Source organism: Kitasatospora sp. NPDC001664 (genome assembly GCF_053596675.1).
This window is the reverse complement of record NZ_JBSFGS010000003.1, coordinates 124,589-142,748: the sequence shown is the minus strand read 5'-3', so window position 1 is coordinate 142,748 and position 18,160 is coordinate 124,589. Positions and strand designations below refer to the sequence as shown.

Below are 18,160 nucleotides of genomic sequence, written 5' to 3'. Positions count from 1 at the left end.
CGTGTCCGGGAAACGGGGACGGGGAGCGGGGACGGGACGGCAGGGGGGTTCGAGTAGGTCTCGACCGCCGGTCGAGAGTCCGGGGCGACCGTAGGGCCGGATTAGGGGCTGACTCCTTGATGGGGTCGGATCAGGCCGCGTCGTCGGGGTGCGTGCCTCGGCGGCGCCGAGGAGGGAGTCCATGCGGAGCATCGGCGACTGACGAGAAGCCGGCGAGGTGCGTGCCCCGGCGGCGCGGACCCGGCCCCATCAAGGAGACAGCCCCTAGAGGGCCCGAACGGCAGAGGAGCGCCCATGCCCCACCATGTGACGACCGGAGACGTCCTGCGCTGGGCGATGAGAGCCCTGGCCGCCTTGGGCAGCGTCTGGTTCTTCGCTCCGCTGCCACCGCCCTGGCCGCCCACCGACCAGTACCCGGCCGGGCCGCCGCCGCTGCACCCGGAGCGGATGTGCCCGGGCGTCCCGCTCACCGACGTGGAAGCGCGGCTCCAGCGGCAGCTGTCCGAGGAGCGGGGGTGACGCCGCGGACGGACGCCACCGAGGCGGTGCCGCACCTGCGGGAGCGGCTGGTCGAGCTGGCCGGGATCAAGGAGTCGGCCGTCGCCGGCCCGGACGAGCGCGCCACCCGGCGGCAGCACGCCCGGGGCAAGCTGACGGCGCACGAGCGGATCGCCCTCCTGCTGGACGAGGGCTCCTTCCAGGAGGTCGAGGCGCTGCGCCGGCACCGGGCCACCGGCTTCGGCCTGGAGGACCGGCGGCCGTACACCGACGGGGTGGTGACCGGCTGGGGCACCGTGCACGGCCGGACGGTGTTCGTCTACGCCCACGACTTCCGGATCTTCGGCGGTGCGCTCGGCGAGGCCCACGCCGAGAAGATCCACAAGGTGATGGACCTGGCCGAGTCGGCCGGTGCCCCGCTGGTCTCGCTCAACGACGGGGCGGGCGCCCGGATCCAGGAGGGGGTGTCCGCGCTGGCGGGCTACGGCGGCATCTTCCGGCGCAACACCCGGGCCTCCGGGGTGATCCCGCAGATCTCGGTGATGCTCGGCCCGTGCGCCGGCGGGGCGGCGTACTCCCCCGCGCTGACCGACTTTGTCTTCATGGTCCGCGAGACCTCGCAGATGTTCATCACCGGCCCGGACGTGGTCCAGGCGGTCACCGGCGAGAAGATCAGCCAGAACGGGCTGGGCGGCGCCGACGTGCACGCCGACGTCTCGGGGGTGGCCACCTTCGCCCACGACGACGAGGCGAGCTGCCTGGCCGAGGTCCGGTACCTGCTCTCGCTGCTGCCCTCCAACAACCGCGAACTGCCGCCGGACGAGCCCTGCACCGACCCGGCCGACCGCCGGACGGAGGCGCTGCTCGACCTCGTCCCGGCCGGTCCCCACCAGGCGTACGACATGCGCGAGGTGATCGAGGAGCTCGTCGACCACGGGGAGGTGCTGGAGCTCCAGCCCGGGTGGGCGCCCAACATCATCTGCGCGCTGGCCCGGCTGGACGGCAAGGTGACCGGTCTGGTGGCCAATCAACCGACCGCGCTGGCCGGGGTGCTGGACATCGGGGCGAGCGAGAAGGCGGCCCGCTTCGTCCAGTTCTGCGACGCCTTCAACATCCCGCTGGTGACCCTGGTGGACGTGCCCGGCTTCCTGCCCGGGGTCGCCCAGGAGCACGGCGGGATCATCCGGCACGGCGCCAAGCTGCTGTACGCGTACTGCAACGCCACCGTGCCGCGGATCCAGCTGATCCTGCGCAAGGCCTACGGCGGCGCCTACATCGTGATGGACTCCCGCTCGATCGGCGCCGACCTCTCGCTGGCCTGGCCGACCAACGAGATCGCCGTGATGGGCGCCGAGGGCGCGGCCAACGTGGTCTTCCGCCGGGAGATCGCGGAGGCGGCGGACCCGGAGGCGGTCCGGGCGCAGCGGATCAAGGAGTACCGGACCGAGCTGATGCACCCCTACTACGCCGCCGAACGCGGGCTGGTGGACGACGTGATCGACCCGGCCGAGACCCGGTCGGTGCTGATCCGGGCGCTGGCCATGCTGCGGGCCAAGCACGCGGAGCTGCCCAGCCGCAAGCACGGCAACCCGCCGCTCTGATGGCCACGGCCGAGCGGGACGACAGGGCCGAGCGGGACGACGGCTGGCGGATCGTCAGGGGGCGGCCCGAACCCCGGGAGCTGGCGGTGCTGGTGGCGGTGCTGGCCGCGCTGGCGCGACAGGCCGCCCGCGCGCCGGGCCGCGGCCGGGCCGGGGTGCCCGGCTGGGCGGTGCGCCGGCCCGGCGGCCACCCCGCCGCCCGGTCCTGGCGGACCGTCGGCCGCGGCTGACCCAGGGCTTCAGGGCCCTTCGAGCCCCGCTTGAGAACCGCGGAGCAACCTGTCCGACAACCGATCCGACGACCAGAAGGAGAGCTCTCATGACCGACGCACGGCTGGTGGGGACCTGGACCACCGCGTTGGACGACGGCGGGAAGTCCGTGCCCGGGCTGGTCGCCTTCACCGCTGACGGGCGGGTCACCTCGACCCAGGTGAACACCAAGAACATCGGGCTGGGCAACTGGGAGAGCACCGGCGACGGGACCTTCAGCTACAACTTCCACATCCTGGCCGTGAACGAGGAGGGCGTGCACGTCGGCGAGGCCCGCGTGCACGTCGAGGGGAAGCTCACCGGGGACGGCAGCTGGGAGGGCACCGGCGGTGCCAACTTCTACGACCCGCGGGGAGAGCTGCTGCGCGGCCACGACGGCGCCAGGGTGACCGCCCGCAAGTTCGGCCTCGACAAGTAGCTCGGCTCCACTGGAGGGACCATGCTGCGCGACCGGCTCCAGGGCGAACTCGTCCTGCCGTCCGACCCGGGCTACCCGTACGCCCGCCAACTGCAGAACACCGAGTACGACACCGTCACCCCGTACGGGATCGCGTACAGCGAGAGCGCCGAGGACGTCCGCCACTGCCTGCGGCACGCCCGGGACCAGGGCCTCGCGGTCCACCTGCGCAGCGGCGGGCACAGCTTCAACGGCTGGTCGACCGGACCGGGGCTGGTGGTGGACGTCTCCCGGATGAACCGGGTCTCGCTCGGCCCCGGCACCGTCCGGCTGGGGGCCGGGACCCAGTCCCTGGAGGCGCTGGACGCGCTGGGGCGGCTCGGCCGGCAGATCGTCACCGGCACCTTCCCGACCGTCGGCGCGGCCGGCTTCCTGACCGGCGGCGGCCTCGGCTGGCAGACCCGCGCGTTCGGCGTCGGCAGCGACCGGATGACGGCCGCCACCGTGGTGCTGGCCGACGGCCGGACCGTCCGCTGCTCGGCGCGCGAGGAGCCGGACCTGTTCTGGGCGCTGCGCGGCGGCGGGGGCGGCACCTTCGGGGTGGTCACCGAGTTCGAGGTGCGGCCGGTGGACGCGCCGGAACTGACCGGGTTCGAGACGCTCTGGGAGTACGGGGACGCGGCCGGACTGCTGACGGCCTGGCAGGAGTGGTGCACCGACGCCCCGGACGGGCTGGGCTGCTCGCTGGTGGTGCTGCCCGGGATGTTCGGCCCGGCCGGTGAGCCGGTGCTGAAGATCTGGGGCGTCCACCTCGGCTCCACGGCCGAACTGGAGCTGCTGCTCGACGAGTTGGCCGAGCGGGCCGGGCGCAAGCCGATGGTCCGCACGGTCGGCGAGCGGGCCGGGTACTCCCGGGTGATGCACGAGGCGCTGTGCGACTCCAAGACGGTGCAGCAGTGCCACCGCACCGGCCACAACCCGGAGGCGGAGGGGCACCGGCACCCGTACACCCGGCAGAGCTACCGGCTCACCGACCGGCCCGCCACCCCGGCCGAGGCGGCCGCGCTGCTGGCCGCCTGGGACCCGTCCATCGACCGGGAGCGCTACCTGCTGTGCATCGCGCTCGGCGGCGCGGCCAACCGGATCCCGGTGGGCGAGAGCGCCTACCCGCACCGCACCGCGCGGTTCCTGACGGGCTACCAGATCGCCAGCCGGGAGCCCGGCCCGGACACCGCCGCCGAGCTCACCGCCTGGGCCGACCGGGCCGAGCTGGCGCTGGCCCCGCTCGCCTGCGGCTCGTACGTCAACTTCCCCAGTTCCCGGGTCGTCCCGGGCTGGGAGGAGGCCCACTTCGGCGCGAACGCGGCCCGGCTGCGCGCGGTGAAGCGGGCCTACGACCCCGAGGACTTCTTCCGGCACGGACAGAGCGTCCGGCCCGGCTCATGACGGAGGCAGCACCGTGATCACAGCTCTGCGGGACAAGGTCGTCCTGGTCACCGGCGCCTCCTCGGGCATCGGCCGGGCGACGGCGGTGGCCTACGGCGCGGAGGGCGCCCGGGTGGCGGTCACCTACCACACCGACCGGGAGGGCGCCGAGCTGACGGCGGCTCAGGTGACCGAGGCCGGCGGCACCGCGCTGGTGGTCCGCTACGACCTGACGGACGAGGAGTCGATCCGGCGGGCGGTCGGCCGGGTCACCGAGGAGTGGGGCGGCATCGACGTCCTGGTGGCCAGCGCGGTGGTGTGGAGCGAGGCCATCCCCCGGCCCGGCCTGCCGGTGCCCCGGTTCGAGGACGTGCCGGCCAAGCAGTGGCAGGAGGTGCTGCACAACTCGCTGGACGCCACCTTCCACACCCTGCAGGCCGCCCTGCCCGCGATGCGCGGGCGGGAGTGGGGCCGGGTGGTGCTGATCGGCGCCGGGCTGGCCGACACCGGCAAGCCCGGGGCGGGCGCCTACGGGGCGGGCAAGTCCGGCCTGTACGGCCTGATGCGCAGCCTGGCCTGGGAGTTGGGCCCGGAGGGGATCCTGGTGAACATGGTGGTGCCGGGGCAGACCCTGACCGAGACGGTCCGCGCGCACGTCCCGGCCGCCGTCCTGGAGGAGAAGGGCCGCACCCTGCCCTCCGGCCGGATGTCGGTGCCGGAGGACGTGGCCCGGGCGGTGGTCTTCCTCGGCTCGGCGGCCAACGGCAACGTCAACGGCGAGACCCTGCGGGTCACCGGCGGCGCCTGACGCCCCGTCGGCTCCCGTCCGCACCGGGCCCCGCGGCCCTCGAGGGTCCTTCCAGGACTCCTTGAGGGCCGCGGGGCTCAATGGCGTTCGCCCGTCCCACCGGCGGACCGTTCACCCAGGAGGAAGACCGTGCCCCAGACCCCCGCCCGGCCCACCGAGGCCCCCGCCTACCCGATGGAGCGCACCTGCCCGTACCGGATGCCCGTCGGCTACGAGGAGTTGCGGGAGAGCGGACCGCTGTCCCGGGTGACGCTCTACGACGGCCGCCAGGTCTGGCTGGTGTCCGGGAACGCCGAAGGCCGGGCGCTCTTCCCGGACCACCGGCTCTCCTCGTACGTGCTGGACCCGGCCTTCCCGTTCCTGGCCCCCCGGATCGCCGCGCAGACCCAGCAGCACGCCGCGCCGCCGCTGGTCGGCGTGGACGACCCGGACCACGGCCGGCAGCGCCGGATGGTGATCCCCGGCTTCGGCATCCGCCGGGTCGCCGAGCTGCGGCCCGAGATCCAGCGGATCGCCGACGAGCTGATCGACGCCATGCTGGCCGCCGGCTCCGAGGCCGAACTGCTGGCCTCCTACGCGCTGACGCTGCCCTCGGCGGTGATCTGCGCCCTGCTCGGGGTGCCCTACGAGGACCGCTCCTTCTTCGACGAACGCTCGCGGCACGTGCTCTCCTCCACGGGCGAGGACGAGGCGGAGCTGGCCCGGAAGTCGTTCACCGAGATCCTGCACTACCTGTACGGGCTGATCGCCCGCAAGGAGCGGGAGCCGGGCGAGGGCCTGATCGACCAGCTGATCGCCCATCAGCTGGCCGAGGGCGCGCTCGACCGCGACGAGCTGGCGATGATCTGCTCGCTGCTGCTGGTCTCCGGGCACGAGACCACCTCGAACATGATCGCGCTCTCCACCCTGACCCTGCTCGACCACCCCGAGCAGCTCTCCCGGCTGCGGGCCGACGAGTCCCTGTGGCCGGGCGCCGTCGACGAGTTGATGCGCTTCACCTCGATCGGCGACGTGCTGCCCCGGGTGGCGGCCGAGGACATCGAGATCGCCGGGACCACCATCCGGGCCGGCGAGGGCGTGATGATGTCCACCATGCTGATGAACCGTGACCCGCGGGCCTGGGAGCGGCCGGACGAGCTGGACGTCACCCGCAGGGCGGGCCGGCACGTCGCCTTCGGCTACGGCATCCACCAGTGCATCGGGCAGAACCTGGCCCGGGCCGAGATGGAGATCGCGCTGGCCACGCTGTTCCGGCGGATCCCGACCCTGCGGATGGCCGTGCCCGGCGACCAGGTGCCGCTGAACGCCCCGTACGTGCTCCAGGGCGTGGCCGCCCTGCCGGTCGCCTGGTAGCCCGCGGTGGCCATCGAGCTGGACACCGACCGGTGCATCGGGGCGGCGATGTGCGTGCTGCACGCGCCCGCCGTGTTCACCCAGGACGAGGGCGGGGTGGTCGCGCTGCTGCCCGGCGGCGCGGTCCGCGAGGAGGAGCCGGAGGTCGAAGAGGCCGCCCAGGCCTGCCCGGTGCAGGCCATCGAACTGCGCTGAACCGAGGTCCGCGGGGCGCCGTCCAGCACTCCTGGACGGCGCTTCGAGGGCCGACCGCCAGGGTGGCGGCCATGGAGATTCGCCGTCTGGACGGAGACGATCCGGCCACCATCACCGCCCTGCTGCCCGGCTTCCGGGCCACCATGGGCCTCGAACTGCCCCACGACCCCCCGGTGTCCGAGCAGTTGCTGGCCCGGCTGTTCCAGCGCCGCCACGGCGCCGACCGCCTGCTGCTGGCCGCCTACGCGGACGGCGAGCCGGCCGGATGCGTCAAGCTCGGCCTCGACCTGGCCGATCCGACCGGGCCGGGCCACGGCTCGCTCTGGGTGTTCCCGGGCTTCCGGCGCCGCGGCGCCGGACGGGCCCTGGCCGAGGCGGCCCGGGCCGAACTCCGCTCCTGCGGGCGCTCGTTGCTCCGGGTGGACGCCCCTGCCGGGGAGGCCTCGCGGGCCTTCGCCGAGGCGCTGGGCGCGGAGTGCACCGCCACCACGCTGCGCAGCCGGCTGCTGCCGGCCGGCCCGGCCCGGCCCGCGCTGGAGGAGGCCGCCGGACGGCCGGTGCCCGGCTACCGGCTGGTCCGCTGGACCGGCCGCTGCCCCGATCCGCTGGTGACCGGCTACGCCCGGGCCTGGGCCGCACTGGACGCCCCGGTCAACGGGCAGGCCCGGATGTCCGCCCCCGGCGTGGCCGACGTCCGGGCCCGGGAGGCCGAGGCCGAGCGGGCCGGCCACCGCCTGCACGCGGTGGCCGCGGTCACCGAGCAGGGCGGCGAACTGGTGGGCTACAGCACGCTGTTCGTCCGCGACAGCCCGATGGCCGACGCGGGCGAGACCCTCGTCCTGCCCGGCCACCGGCGCCGGGGACTGGCCTCCTGGCTGAAGGCCGGCCTGCTGCTCGACGCGGCCGCGCGCGAACCGCGGCTGGCCCTGGTCCAGGTCTTCAACGACGTCCGCAACGAGGCGGTGGTGGCGCTCAACCGCCGGCTCGGCTTCAGCACCGACTCCACCTGGGCCACGTACACGCTCAAGGCCTGACCACCCGAACCCACCGGAGGACCGATGACCACCGAGAGACGCACCGACGCCCCCGCCGGGAACGAGCGCACCGTCCGCGAGCTGTACCGGGTGCTGCACGGCGAGCACCAGCTCGACCGGACCGAGGAGTTCTTCCACCCCGGCTACACCGACCACGACGCGCTGCTCGGCGGCGGCACCGAGAACTTCCGCCGTCACTGGAAGGACCTGACCACCCGTCACCCGGGCCTGGCCGCCACCGTCGACCACCTGGTGGCCGGCCCGGACCGGGTGATGCTGTTCGCCACCTGGCGCAGCCCGGGCGGCTTCCTGCTGCACACCGCCGAGCTGTACCGGCTGGCGGACGGCCGGGTCGCCGAGCACTGGAACGTGGTGGACCGGGCCGCGCTGGCCGCCCAGGGCACCGGCCCGGCGGAGCCCGGCCAGCCGGCCTCGCCCGGCCTGCACGGCCCGCACACCGAGGCCGAGCGGGCCAACGCCCAGCTGGTCCTTGACGCCTACCGGGAGGTGTTCAGCGAGCACCGGCTGGAGCTGGCCGAGCGGTACTACCACCCGGACTACAAGCACCACAACGTGCGGACCGACGCGGTGCCGGACGGCCTGGAGGCGTTCAAGGCCTTCTTCGCCGACAACATCGCCGCCTTCCCCGACCTGCTGACCGACGTCGACCACGTGGTGGCCTCCGGCGACCGGGTGATGGTCTTCGTCACCTGGCGGGGCACCCTCACCGGCGCCTGGAGCGGCGGCGGACCGTCCGACGCCCGGCTGGAGATGCGCACCTGCGACCAGTTCCGGATCGAGCGCGGCAAGGTCGCCGAGCACTGGGAGGTGGTCGACTACCTGGCCCTCCAGGAGGCCGGCCTCCCCACCCCCTGAACACCACCCGCACCACGAGAGGGACTTCGATGAGTTCGACGGACGCACCCGTACTGATCGTCGGCGGCAGCCTGGTGGGCCTGTCGACCGCGCTGTTCCTGGCCCACCACGGCGTACGGGCCACCCTGGTGGAGCGCCACCCCTCCACCTCGGTGCACCCCCGCGCCGTCGGCTACTACCCGCGGACCGTCGAGCTGCTGGCGCAGGCCGGGGTGGCGGAGGCCGCCGAGCGGGCGGCGGCCGGCTTCCAGCGGCACCGGACCAGGGCCGGCGTGGTCTCGCTGGCCGGCGAAGTGCTGTTCGCCCGCGAGGAGTTGGAGGGGGCGGACGAGCTCGCGGGGCTGACCCCGCACCGCCTGCTGCTGCTCCCGCAGGACCGGCTGGAGCCGCTGCTGCGGGCCCGGGCCGAGGAGCTCGGGGCGGACCTGCGGTTCGGCACCGAGCTGCTCTCCTTCGACGAGACCCCGGACGGGGTCACCGCCGTGCTCGGTTCGGACGGCTCCACCTCCACCCTGCGCAGCCGCTGGCTGGTGGCCTGCGACGGGCCCCGCTCGACCGTGCGGGAGGCGCTCAAGGTGCCCCGGCGCGGGCGCGGCTTGCTCTCCCGGCACGTCAGCATCGCGTTCCGGGCCGATCTGGCGCCCGTCCTCGGCGAACGCCGGTACAGCGTGGTGCACGTGAAGAACCCTCAGGTCACCGGCATCCTGGTGCACGACGACACGCTCACCGAGGGCACCCTGATCGTCGGCTGGTCGCCGCAGGACGGCGAGGACCTGGCGGACTTCACCGAGGAGCGCTGCCGCGAGCTGGTGGGCGCGGCGATCGGCGACCCGGGGGTCGAGGTGACCATCCGCTCGCGCTTCCCCTGGGACATGGCCGAGCAGGTCGCCGAGGGCTTCCGGCACGGCCGGGTGCTGCTCGCAGGGGACGCCGCCCACGTGATCCCGCCGACCGGCGGCTACGGCGCCAACACCGGGATCGCCGACGCGCGCGACCTGGCCTGGAAGCTGGCCCTGGTGGTGCGCGGCGAGGCCGGCCCCGAGCTGCTGGACAGCTACGACGCGGAGCGCCGCCCGGTCGGCGAACACACCGCCACCCAGGGGTCCCTGCAGCTCGCGGTGCGCTCCGGCAGCGCCTCCGAGGAGCAGCGGGCGCAGGTCGAGGACGCGCTCACGGTGACGATGGGTCAGTCCTACCGCTCGGCGGCGGTGGTCGCCGAGGACGGGGCGGAGCCGCTGCCGGTGACCTCCGACCCACGGGCTCTCGGCGGGCGGCCCGGCACCCGGGCGCCGTACCTGGTGCCGGCGGGTGCGGACGGGCCGGCGGGCACGCTCGGCCTGTTCGGGCGGGGCTTCGTGCTGCTGGCGGGCGAGCGGGGGGCCGCCTGGGCCGCCGCCGCGACCGAGGTGGCCGAACGGCTCGGCGTCGGCCTGACGGCACAGCTGATCGGTGCCGAACCGGCCGACCCGGAGGGCGGGTTCGGCCCGGCGTACGGGATCGGGCCGGCGGGGGCGGTGCTGGTCCGCCCGGACGGCTTCGTCGCCTGGCGGGCCGTCGGGGCGGAGCCGGACGGCGATCCGGACGGCGCCCTGGAGCGGGTGCTGCGGCGGGTGCTGGCCCGCTGAACGAGGTCCGCGCACCGACCCGCGGCCGGGTCGGTGCGCGGACCCGGTCCGTCAACTGCCGTTCTGCAGCTCGCTGATGGAGTCGACGTACTTGATCAGCAGCCGGGCGAACTCGACCCGCTCGCCGTCCGGCCAGTCCCGGGTGATCCGCTCGAACGCGGAGCGCTGGTGGGCGCGGAAGCGGTCCAGCATCCGGTCGCCCTCGTCGGTGAGCCGCAGGATGGTGCGGCGGCCGTCCGCCTGCGAGGCGGCGCGCACCAGGTAGCCGGCCGTGATGCAGTCGGAGACCATCCGGCTGGCCACCGACGGGTCGACCGCGAGCCGCTCGGCGACCACGCCGACGGTGATCTCCTGGCCGTCGTGCTCGGGGCCGTCCTGGACCACGTTGAGCACCAGGGTCCGGGTCATGTCCTTGCGGGACACCCCCTCCTCGACGTTCAGCGCCGCCGTTCGGCGCAGGCGCGAGAACGCCGGGCCCACGGCGTCGAGGACGGCCGTCCGCCGTGTGCTCTCGGTCGAAGTCTCCATGCGTCACATCCTAAGCGACTTGATTACAGCAAGCGAGCATCTGTATGCTCGCAAATGACTGCATGACAGAAAGCATATATCTGAGAGCATGCATCTAGATGCTCTCCCGACGAGTGAAGGAGGGGTCATGTCATCGGATCAGGACTACGACGTCCTCGTGGTGGGCGGCGGGCCGGTCGGCCTGCTGCTCGCCGCGGAACTGCGGATCGCCCGCGTCCGGGCCCTCGTACTGGAGCGGCTGCCCGAGCGCTCGCCGCACTCCAAGGCCTTCGGGCTGCACGCCCGCTCGCTGGAGTCGCTCGACCGGCGCGGTCTGCTCAAGCGCTTCAAGGAGGGGGCCCGCTCCTGGAACAACGGCCACTTCGCCGGGCTGGACGTCTGGGTGGACTTCTCCACCCTGGACAGCGCCCACGGCTACGCGCTGCTCTCCGAACAGGCCCGCACCGAGCGGCTGTTGGAGGAGCGCGCGATCGAGGTCGGCGCCGAGATCCGGCGCGGGCACGAGGTGACCGCCGCCCGGCAGGACGCGGACGGCGTGGAGCTGGACGTCACCGGCCCGGACGGCCCGTACACCCTGCGCGCCAAGTACCTGGTCGGCTGCGACGGCGCGCGCAGCCAGGTCCGCAAGGCGGCCGGCATCGGCTTCCCCGGCACCGGCGGCCGGGTCACCGCCCGGCTCGGCGACGTCCGGCTGGCCGACCCGGAGAACGCGCCGATGGGCATGGAGCGGACCGCACGCGGCCTGCTGTTCTGCGTCCCGCTGGACGACACCTACCACCGGGTCGCCACCTTCGACTTCGAGCAGGGCAAGGAGCCGGGCTCGGAGCTCACCCTCGACGAACTCACCGCCAGCCTGCGGGAGATCTGGGGCGACGACCTCGGCGCCCGCGACGCCCGCTGGCTGTCCTGGTTCACCGACTCGGCCTGCCAGGCCGACCGCTACCGGGAGGGCCGGATCCTGCTGGCCGGCGACGCCGCCCACACCCACTTCCCGGTCGGCGGCCAGGGCCTCAACCTCGGCCTGCAGGACGCGCTCAACCTCGGCTGGAAGCTGGCCGCCACCGTGCACGGCTGGGCCTCCGAGGGCCTGCTCGACAGCTACGACCGGGAGCGGCAGGAGCCGGCCCGCCGGGTGCTGGCCAACACCCGGGCCCAGATCGCGCTGATGAACCCGGACCCGTACGTGACCGAGCTGCGCGAGCTGTTCACCGACCTGATGCGCAAGGACCAGGTCAACCGGCACCTGGCCGAGATGCTCAGCGGCGTCACCGTGCGGTACCAACTCCCGGGCCCGGAGCACCGGTTGCTCGGCGACTTCGCCCGCGACCTGGAGCTGCGCACCGCCGACGGCAAGAGCACCCTGCCCGAGTACCTCAAGCGCGGCACCGGCCTGCTGCTCGACCTGGCGGCCCGGCCCGAGCTGGCCGGGGTCTACGAGGAGTGGGCCGCGGGCGTCTCCTGGGGCGGCCGGGTGCGGCACGTGGTGGCCGAGTGCGACCAGGAGCCCGGCCTGGCCGGCCTGCTGGTGCGCCCCGACGGCTACGTGGCCTGGGCCGCCGACCGGGACGCCTCGGCCGAGGAGCTCCGCGACGGACTGCGCGAGGCGCTCGCGCGCTGGTTCGGCACCGTCTGACCCCGGCCGCCCTTGCGCGGCCCACCGAAATATGTAGACTCGCAAACGCATGCATGCCAACATACAAGTGCATACGTCATCAAAGGAGAACCACATGCGAATCGTCCGCCACTACGAGCACGGAGCTCCGTCGGTGCTGCGTGTCGAGGAGGCGGAGAAGCCGCAGCCCGGGCCGGGCCACGTGCTGATCCGTTCCGAGGCCATCGGCGTCACCTTCGCCGAGGTCCAGCGCCGCCAGGGCATCCCGATCGGCGGCCACGCCGGTCTGCCCGGCGCCCCCGGCGGCGACGTCGCCGGCACCGTCGAGGCGCTCGGCGAGGGCGTCACCAACGTCAAGGTCGGCGACCGGGTGGTGGTGGACGTGGACCACAGCGCCTACGCCGACTACGTCACCGCCGACGCCGCCTGGCTGATCACCATCCCGCAGGACATGGACGCCGCCGAGGCCACCCTGCTGCCCAGCCCCGCCCAGACCGCGTACCACGCGCTCAAGGAGGCCGGCCAGCTCAAGCCCGGCGAGACGGTGCTGATCGACGCCGCCTCCGGCGGGGTCGGCCACCTCGCGGTGCAGATCGCCAAGGCGATGGGCGCCGGCAAGGTGATCGCCACCGCCAGCACCGCGGCCAAGCTGGACTTCGTCCGCTCGCTCGGTGCCGACGTGGCGATCAACTACACCGACGCCGACTGGGACGACCAGGTCCGGGCCGCCACCGACGGCCGCGGCGCCGACGTGGTGCTGGAGACCGTCGGCGGCGACATCCTCACCAAGAGCGTCGCGCTGACCGCCCAGTTCGGCCGGCTGGTCTTCTACGGCTCGGCCAGCGGCGACATCCAGCCGGTCAACCCGCTGATGCTGAGCCGGATGAAGACCGTGGCGGGCTTCGCGCTCTACGCCATGCTCTACAACCGGCCGGAGGCCATCGCCGCGGGTCAGCGCGACCTGCTGGAGATGATCCGCACCGGCCTGGTCAAGCCGGTGGTCCACGAGCGCCTGCCGCTCGAGGACGCCGTCAAGTCCCACGAGTTGATGGAGGCCCGGGCCCAGCTCGGCAAGGTCGTCCTGGTCCCCTGACACCCCCTCAGCCGGTGGCCGGTCGCGGCGCCCCCGTACGCGACCGGCCACCCCCAGCCCCACTCCCCTGGTCGGACACATCCGAAATGACACCGGTCGCACCGCGGCCGGCAGGTCGGGGACGAGCACCGTCCGCGGCGGCACAGGCCGCCGCACCACCCTGATCACACCGCTCGAAAGGTAGACCCGTGTCAGCTCCGACCACCCGTCCCGAGGAAGGGCCGCCCACCGCCGGCCCGCCGCCCGGCACCCGGATCAAGCCGGTGATCTTCGCCTGCATGCTCGCGATCTTCCTGGCCATGCTCGACTCCCAGGTGGTGGCCACCGCCCTGCCCCGGATCGTCGGCGACCTGGGCGGCCTCGAGCTCTTCGCCTGGGTCACCACCGCCTACATCATCACCAGCAGCGTCACCACGCCGGTCTACGGCAAGCTCGGTGACCTGTTCGGCCGCAAGACCGTCTTCCTGGTCGCCGTCGCGGTCTTCATCCTGGGCTCGCTGCTCAGCGGCGCGGCCCAGTCGATGGAGCAGCTGATCGCCTTCCGGGTGGTCCAGGGCCTGGGCGCCGGCGGCCTGTTCGTCTCCGTGCTGGCGATCATCGGCGAGCTGTTCAGCCCGCGCGAGGGCGCCAAGTACTACGGCATGTTCGGCATGGTCTTCGCGGGCGCCGCGGTGGCCGGCCCCGCCGTCGGCGGGGTGCTCACCGACCTGCTCAGCTGGCACTGGGTGTTCCTGGTCAACCTGCCGCTGGGCCTGCTGGTGCTCGGCATGCTCGCCGCCTTCCTGCACCTGCCGCCGAAGACCCGGCAGGCGAAGATCGACTACGCCGGGTTCCTCACCCTCAGCGGTGCCATCGTCGCGCTCACCCTGGTGGCCAGCTGGGGCGGCGGCAAGTACGACTGGGCCTCGCCGCAGATCCTCGGCCTCGGGGCCGTCGCGGTGGTGCTCGGCGCGCTGTTCGTGGCCGCCGAGCGGCGGGCCGCCGAGCCGGTGATCCCGCTGCACCTGTTCCGCGACTCGACCTTCTCGGTCAGCGTGCTGGTCAGCGCCGCCGCCGGGGTGGTCTTCCTCGGCGCGGTGGTCTTCCTCGCGCTGTACGTCCAGGTCGCCACCGGTGCCACCCCGACCATGTCCGGCCTGGTGCTGCTGCCGATGATGGCCGGCCTGGTCGCCGCCTCGGTGGTCTCCACCAAGCTGATCACCAAGAGCGGCCGCTACAAGTGGTACCCCGTGGCCAGCATGGCCACCGGCATCGTCGGCGCGCTGCTGTTCTCCACCATGGACACCGGGACGCCGCGGGCGGTGGTGGTCGGCTACATGCTGGTCTTCGGCGTCGCGGCCGGCCTCAACATGCAGGTGCTCACCATGGCCGCGCAGAACACCGCGCCGCGCGACGACATCGGCGCCGTGCACGCCACCGTCGCCTTCTCCCGCCAACTGGGCAGCACGCTGGGCATCTCGGTGTTCGCCGCGATCTTCTACAACCGGCTCACCGAGGAGCTCACCGCCCGGGTGCCGGCCGGCGGGCTCAACGGGGTGAGCGCCGACTCGCTCGCCTCGCACGAGGTGCTGGACCGGCTCGCGGACACCACCCGCCAGGCGGTCGAGCAGGCCTACGCCGCGGCGCTCAGCCCGGTCTTCCTGGCCACCGTCCCGGTGCTGGCGGTCGGTCTGGTCTGCGCCCTGCTGATGAAGGACCTGCCGCTGCGCACCTGGGGCGGCGAGGGCGGCGGCGGTGAGGGCGGCCACGGCGAGGGTGGGGGCGGCCACGGTCACGGCCACGACCAGCCCGCCGAGCAGCACTCCTGACGCACCGTCGACCCGCACCACGGGCCGCCCGCCGGACACCTCCGGCGGGCGGCCCGGCGGCGTTCCGGCACCCCGCCCGCGACCTACCGGAGTTACAGCGGGCTTCGAGCCCGCCTCGACGGCGGCCCGCGATGGTCGGGGCAGGACCAGACGGCACCGAGACCAGGAGGCGTGCGTGACGACGACCGAGGACCCGAAAACGGCCGGCCGGGTGGACCCGGGCCCGCTGATCCGGCTGACCATCGCCGACTGCGCGGCCAAGGTGCTGCACAGCGCCGTCACGCTCGGCGTGTTCGACGCGCTGGCCGCCGGGCCCGCCGCGGCCGCCCAGGTGGCCGGGCGCACCGGCCTGCACCCGCGGATGGCGGACGACTTCCTCGACGCGCTGACCGGCCTCGGCCTGCTGGAACGCACCGGCGACCGGTACCGCAACGGCCCGCTCGCCGAGGCCTACCTGGTGCCGGGCTCCGGCTCCTACCTGGGCGGCTTCGTGGAGCTCACCAACGAGACCCTGTACGGGACCTGGGGCCGGCTCAGCGAGGCGCTGCGCACCGGCGAGCCGCAGCACCTGGACCCGGACAAGGGCGGCTTCGTCGGCGACCGGCACCAGGATCCGGCGAAGATGAAGCGCTTCCTGGCCGGGCTCGACGCGTACAGCGACCGGATGGGCACCGAGCTGGCCGGCCGGCTCGACTGGGCCCGGTACGGCTCCTTCGTGGACCTGGGCGGGGCCCGGGGCAACCTGGCCGCCGTCCTGGCCGGGGCCCACCCGCACCTGGCGGCGGTCTGCTTCGACCTGGAGCGGACCAGGCCGCTGTTCACCGAGCACATCGGCCGGCTCGGCCTGGCCGACCGGGTCTCCTTCGTCGGCGGCGACTTCTTCACCGACGCGCTGCCGCCCGCCGACGTGGTGGTGCTCGGCCACATCCTGCACGGATTCTCGGACGAGCGGCGGCGGGAGCTGCTGCGCCGGGTCTTCGCCGCCGTCCGGCCGGGCGGTGCGGTGCTGGTCTACGACCGGATGATCGACGACGAACGGCGGGACCCGGAGCGGCTGTTGAGCAGTCTGCACATGCGGCTGGTCAGCCCGGACGGCTCCGAGTACCGGGTCGGCGACTGCCGATCCTGGCTGCGGGAGGCCGGCTTCACGGACGACACGGCCGAGCCGCTGCTCGGCACCCACACCCTGGTGACGGCCCGCAAGGAGGCGGCGTGAACGCGGAGCAGCTCCCCGTCCTGATCGTCGGCGGCGGGCTGACCGGCCTGTCGGCGGCGGTGTTCCTGGCCCACCACGGTGTCCGAGCCACCCTGGTCGAGCGCCACCCCGACACCTCCACCCACCCCAAGGCCCGGGCCATCAACCCGCGCACCATGGAGCTGTACCGCGCGGTCGGCATCGAGGAACTGGTCCGGGCCGGGCGCTCGCCGATCTCCGGCAACACCGACCTGGTGCACGTGGAGACGCTGGCCGGCGCGGAGCGGGTGCGGATGCCCAACGCGACGCCCGAGGACATCGGCCGGATCAGCCCGACCCAGTGGACCCTGATCGACCAGAACCAGCTGGAGCCGATCCTGCGGGCGCGGGCCGTCGAGGTCGGCGCCGACGTCCGCTTCCACACCCGGCTGGACGGGGTGACACAGGATCAGGACGGGGTGCTGGCCACCGTCACCGACCTGGCCACCGGCCGTCGGGAGGAGCTGCGGGCCGCGTACCTGATCGCGGCGGACGGCAGCCGCAGCCCCGTCCGCGAACTGCTCGGGATCGGCGCGGCCGGCCCCGGCACCATCACCAACCTGGTCTCGGTCTTCTTCGAGGCGGACCTGACCGAGGCGCTGCGCGGCCGCCGGATCATCGCCGCCTACGTCAACAACCCGGAGGTGCGGGGCACCCTCATCCCGATCGACAACGACCAGCGCTGGGTGCTGAACGTCTCCTACTTCCCCGACCGCGGGCAGCGGGCCGTGGACTTCACCGAGGAGCGCTGCGCGGCGGTGATCCGGGCCGCGGTCGGGGTGCCGGAGCTGGCGCTGAAGGTGGAGTCCACCCACCTGCCCTCCTGGGACATCTCGGCCCGGGTCGCGGACGCGTTCGCCGCCGGCCGGGTGCTGGTGGCCGGCGACGCCGCCCACGTGATGCCGCCGACCGGTGCGTTCGGGGCCAGCACCGGCATCCAGGACGCGTACAACCTGGCCTGGAAGCTCGCCCTGGTGCTGGCCGGCACGGCCGGGCCCGGCCTGCTGGAGAGCTACCGGGCCGAGCGCCGCCCGGTCGCGGAGCAGACGGTGCGTCAGGCGATGCTGCGGTTCGCGGTGCGGGAGGGCAAGCAGTTCCAGGAGGTGGCGCCGGAGCTGCTGGACGAGACCACGGTGACCTTCGGCTACCGCTACCCGGCCGGGGCGTTCGCCGCCGAGCCCGACGGCGACGACGAACCCTTCGAGGACCCGGCGCGGCCGACCGGCCGGCCCGGGGCCCGGGCACCGCACCTGGTGGTCGGCGGACCGGACGGCCCGCTCTCCTGCCTGGACCTGTTCGGCGCGGGCTTCGTGCTGCTGGCCGACGGCGCGGCGGGCGACTGGACCGAGCGGGCGGTGGCCGAGGCCGGCCGGCTCGGCCTGCCGCTCGCGGTCCACCGGATCGGCCCGGACGGGGAGTTCACCGATCCGGAGGGAGTGTTCCGGGCCCGGTACGGGCTGCCGCTCGGCGGCGCCTCACTGGTCCGGCCGGACGGCTTCGTCGCCTGGCGCTCCACTGGCGAGGACACCGCTCCCGGCGAGGCGGCGGCCGCGGCTCTGCGCACGCTGCTGGACCGCGACTGAGCAGACGACACCAGGAAGGGGCGCCCGGCCGAGCCGGGCGCCCCTTCCGTCGTGCCGCTCTGTCCTGCCGTCAGATCACCGGGCCTCGGCGCAGCCAAGCCGCCGCGACGGCGGCGGCGTCGGATCGTCGGACCACCGAACCGTCGGACCGCCGGACCACCGTGCTGGGGCCGCCGCGGCATCGAGTCGCCAGGCCCCGCGCTGTCCTGCTGTCAGATCA

Annotated in this window: 17 protein-coding genes; 16 read left to right on the top strand and 1 reads right to left on the bottom strand. The window is 74.0% G+C overall.

The window, feature by feature from the left end:
• The first annotated feature begins 294 nt into the window (after window positions 1-294).
• The 11 genes from ACWCYY_RS05450 to ACWCYY_RS05400 all read left to right on the top strand — a co-directional run bounded on the left by ACWCYY_RS05450 (window position 295) and on the right by ACWCYY_RS05400 (window position 10,082).
• The gene (locus ACWCYY_RS05450; RefSeq protein ID WP_449795188.1) at window positions 295-519 is read left to right on the top strand and encodes a DUF6059 family protein; all 225 of its coding nucleotides are present in this window, start codon (window positions 295-297) and stop codon (window positions 517-519) included.
• Window positions 516-2,099: an acyl-CoA carboxylase subunit beta gene (locus ACWCYY_RS05445; protein ID WP_449795187.1), complete on the top strand. Its 1,584-nt coding sequence runs from the start codon at window positions 516-518 to the stop codon at window positions 2,097-2,099. The genes ACWCYY_RS05450 and ACWCYY_RS05445 overlap by 4 nt, the downstream gene beginning before the upstream one ends.
• Window positions 2,099-2,329: an acyl-CoA carboxylase epsilon subunit gene (locus tag ACWCYY_RS05440; RefSeq protein WP_345280861.1), complete on the top strand. Its 231-nt coding sequence runs from the start codon at window positions 2,099-2,101 to the stop codon at window positions 2,327-2,329. The genes ACWCYY_RS05445 and ACWCYY_RS05440 overlap by 1 nt, the downstream gene beginning before the upstream one ends.
• A gap of 89 nt (window positions 2,330-2,418) precedes the next feature.
• On the top strand, window positions 2,419-2,787 hold the full coding sequence (locus tag ACWCYY_RS05435) for a hypothetical protein (protein ID WP_345280863.1): 369 nt from the start codon (window positions 2,419-2,421) through the stop codon (window positions 2,785-2,787).
• A 21-nt stretch (window positions 2,788-2,808) separates the two neighbouring features.
• Window positions 2,809-4,212 carry an FAD-binding oxidoreductase gene (locus ACWCYY_RS05430; RefSeq protein ID WP_449795186.1) on the top strand — a complete coding sequence of 468 codons (1,404 nt, stop codon included), beginning with the start codon at window positions 2,809-2,811 and terminating at the stop codon, window positions 4,210-4,212.
• Window positions 4,213-4,225: 13 nt separating this feature from the next.
• The gene (locus ACWCYY_RS05425; RefSeq protein ID WP_449795185.1) at window positions 4,226-4,999 is read left to right on the top strand and encodes an SDR family NAD(P)-dependent oxidoreductase; all 774 of its coding nucleotides are present in this window, start codon (window positions 4,226-4,228) and stop codon (window positions 4,997-4,999) included.
• A gap of 174 nt (window positions 5,000-5,173) precedes the next feature.
• Window positions 5,174-6,352: a cytochrome P450 gene (locus ACWCYY_RS05420; protein WP_345280923.1), complete on the top strand. Its 1,179-nt coding sequence runs from the start codon at window positions 5,174-5,176 to the stop codon at window positions 6,350-6,352.
• Window positions 6,353-6,358: 6 nt separating this feature from the next.
• Window positions 6,359-6,547: a ferredoxin gene (locus tag ACWCYY_RS05415; RefSeq protein ID WP_345280869.1), complete on the top strand. Its 189-nt coding sequence runs from the start codon at window positions 6,359-6,361 to the stop codon at window positions 6,545-6,547.
• Window positions 6,548-6,618: 71 nt separating this feature from the next.
• Entirely contained in the window at window positions 6,619-7,581 is a 963-nt protein-coding gene (locus ACWCYY_RS05410; protein WP_345280871.1) for a GNAT family N-acetyltransferase, read from the top strand.
• A gap of 24 nt (window positions 7,582-7,605) precedes the next feature.
• Window positions 7,606-8,457 (top strand): ester cyclase family protein, encoded by an 852-nt coding sequence (locus ACWCYY_RS05405; RefSeq protein ID WP_345280873.1) that lies wholly within the window; start codon window positions 7,606-7,608, stop codon window positions 8,455-8,457.
• Between the two features lie 29 nt (window positions 8,458-8,486).
• Window positions 8,487-10,082 carry an FAD-dependent oxidoreductase gene (locus ACWCYY_RS05400; protein ID WP_449795184.1) on the top strand — a complete coding sequence of 532 codons (1,596 nt, stop codon included), beginning with the start codon at window positions 8,487-8,489 and terminating at the stop codon, window positions 10,080-10,082.
• A 51-nt stretch (window positions 10,083-10,133) separates the two neighbouring features.
• Here ACWCYY_RS05400 and ACWCYY_RS05395 read toward each other — a convergent pair whose 3' ends face one another.
• Window positions 10,134-10,610: a MarR family winged helix-turn-helix transcriptional regulator gene (locus ACWCYY_RS05395; protein WP_345280877.1), complete on the bottom strand. Its 477-nt coding sequence runs from the start codon at window positions 10,608-10,610 to the stop codon at window positions 10,134-10,136.
• A gap of 127 nt (window positions 10,611-10,737) precedes the next feature.
• Here ACWCYY_RS05395 and ACWCYY_RS05390 point away from each other — a divergent pair, with 127 nt between their 5' ends.
• The 5 genes from ACWCYY_RS05390 (at window position 10,738) to ACWCYY_RS05370 (ending at window position 17,940) form a co-directional block, all read left to right on the top strand.
• Window positions 10,738-12,243, top strand: coding sequence for an FAD-dependent monooxygenase (locus ACWCYY_RS05390; protein WP_449795183.1), 1,506 nt, complete (start codon window positions 10,738-10,740; stop codon window positions 12,241-12,243).
• Window positions 12,244-12,337: 94 nt separating this feature from the next.
• Window positions 12,338-13,315, top strand: coding sequence for a quinone oxidoreductase family protein (locus ACWCYY_RS05385; RefSeq protein WP_345280881.1), 978 nt, complete (start codon window positions 12,338-12,340; stop codon window positions 13,313-13,315).
• Between the two features lie 188 nt (window positions 13,316-13,503).
• Complete coding sequence (locus ACWCYY_RS05380; protein ID WP_449795182.1) at window positions 13,504-15,123, top strand: MDR family MFS transporter; 1,620 nt, start codon at window positions 13,504-13,506, stop codon at window positions 15,121-15,123.
• 175 nt (window positions 15,124-15,298) lie between these two features.
• The gene (locus tag ACWCYY_RS05375; RefSeq protein WP_345280885.1) at window positions 15,299-16,339 is read left to right on the top strand and encodes a methyltransferase; all 1,041 of its coding nucleotides are present in this window, start codon (window positions 15,299-15,301) and stop codon (window positions 16,337-16,339) included.
• Complete coding sequence (locus tag ACWCYY_RS05370) at window positions 16,336-17,940, top strand: FAD-dependent oxidoreductase (protein ID WP_449795181.1); 1,605 nt, start codon at window positions 16,336-16,338, stop codon at window positions 17,938-17,940. The genes ACWCYY_RS05375 and ACWCYY_RS05370 overlap by 4 nt, the downstream gene beginning before the upstream one ends.
• Window positions 17,941-18,160: the final 220 nt, after the last annotated feature.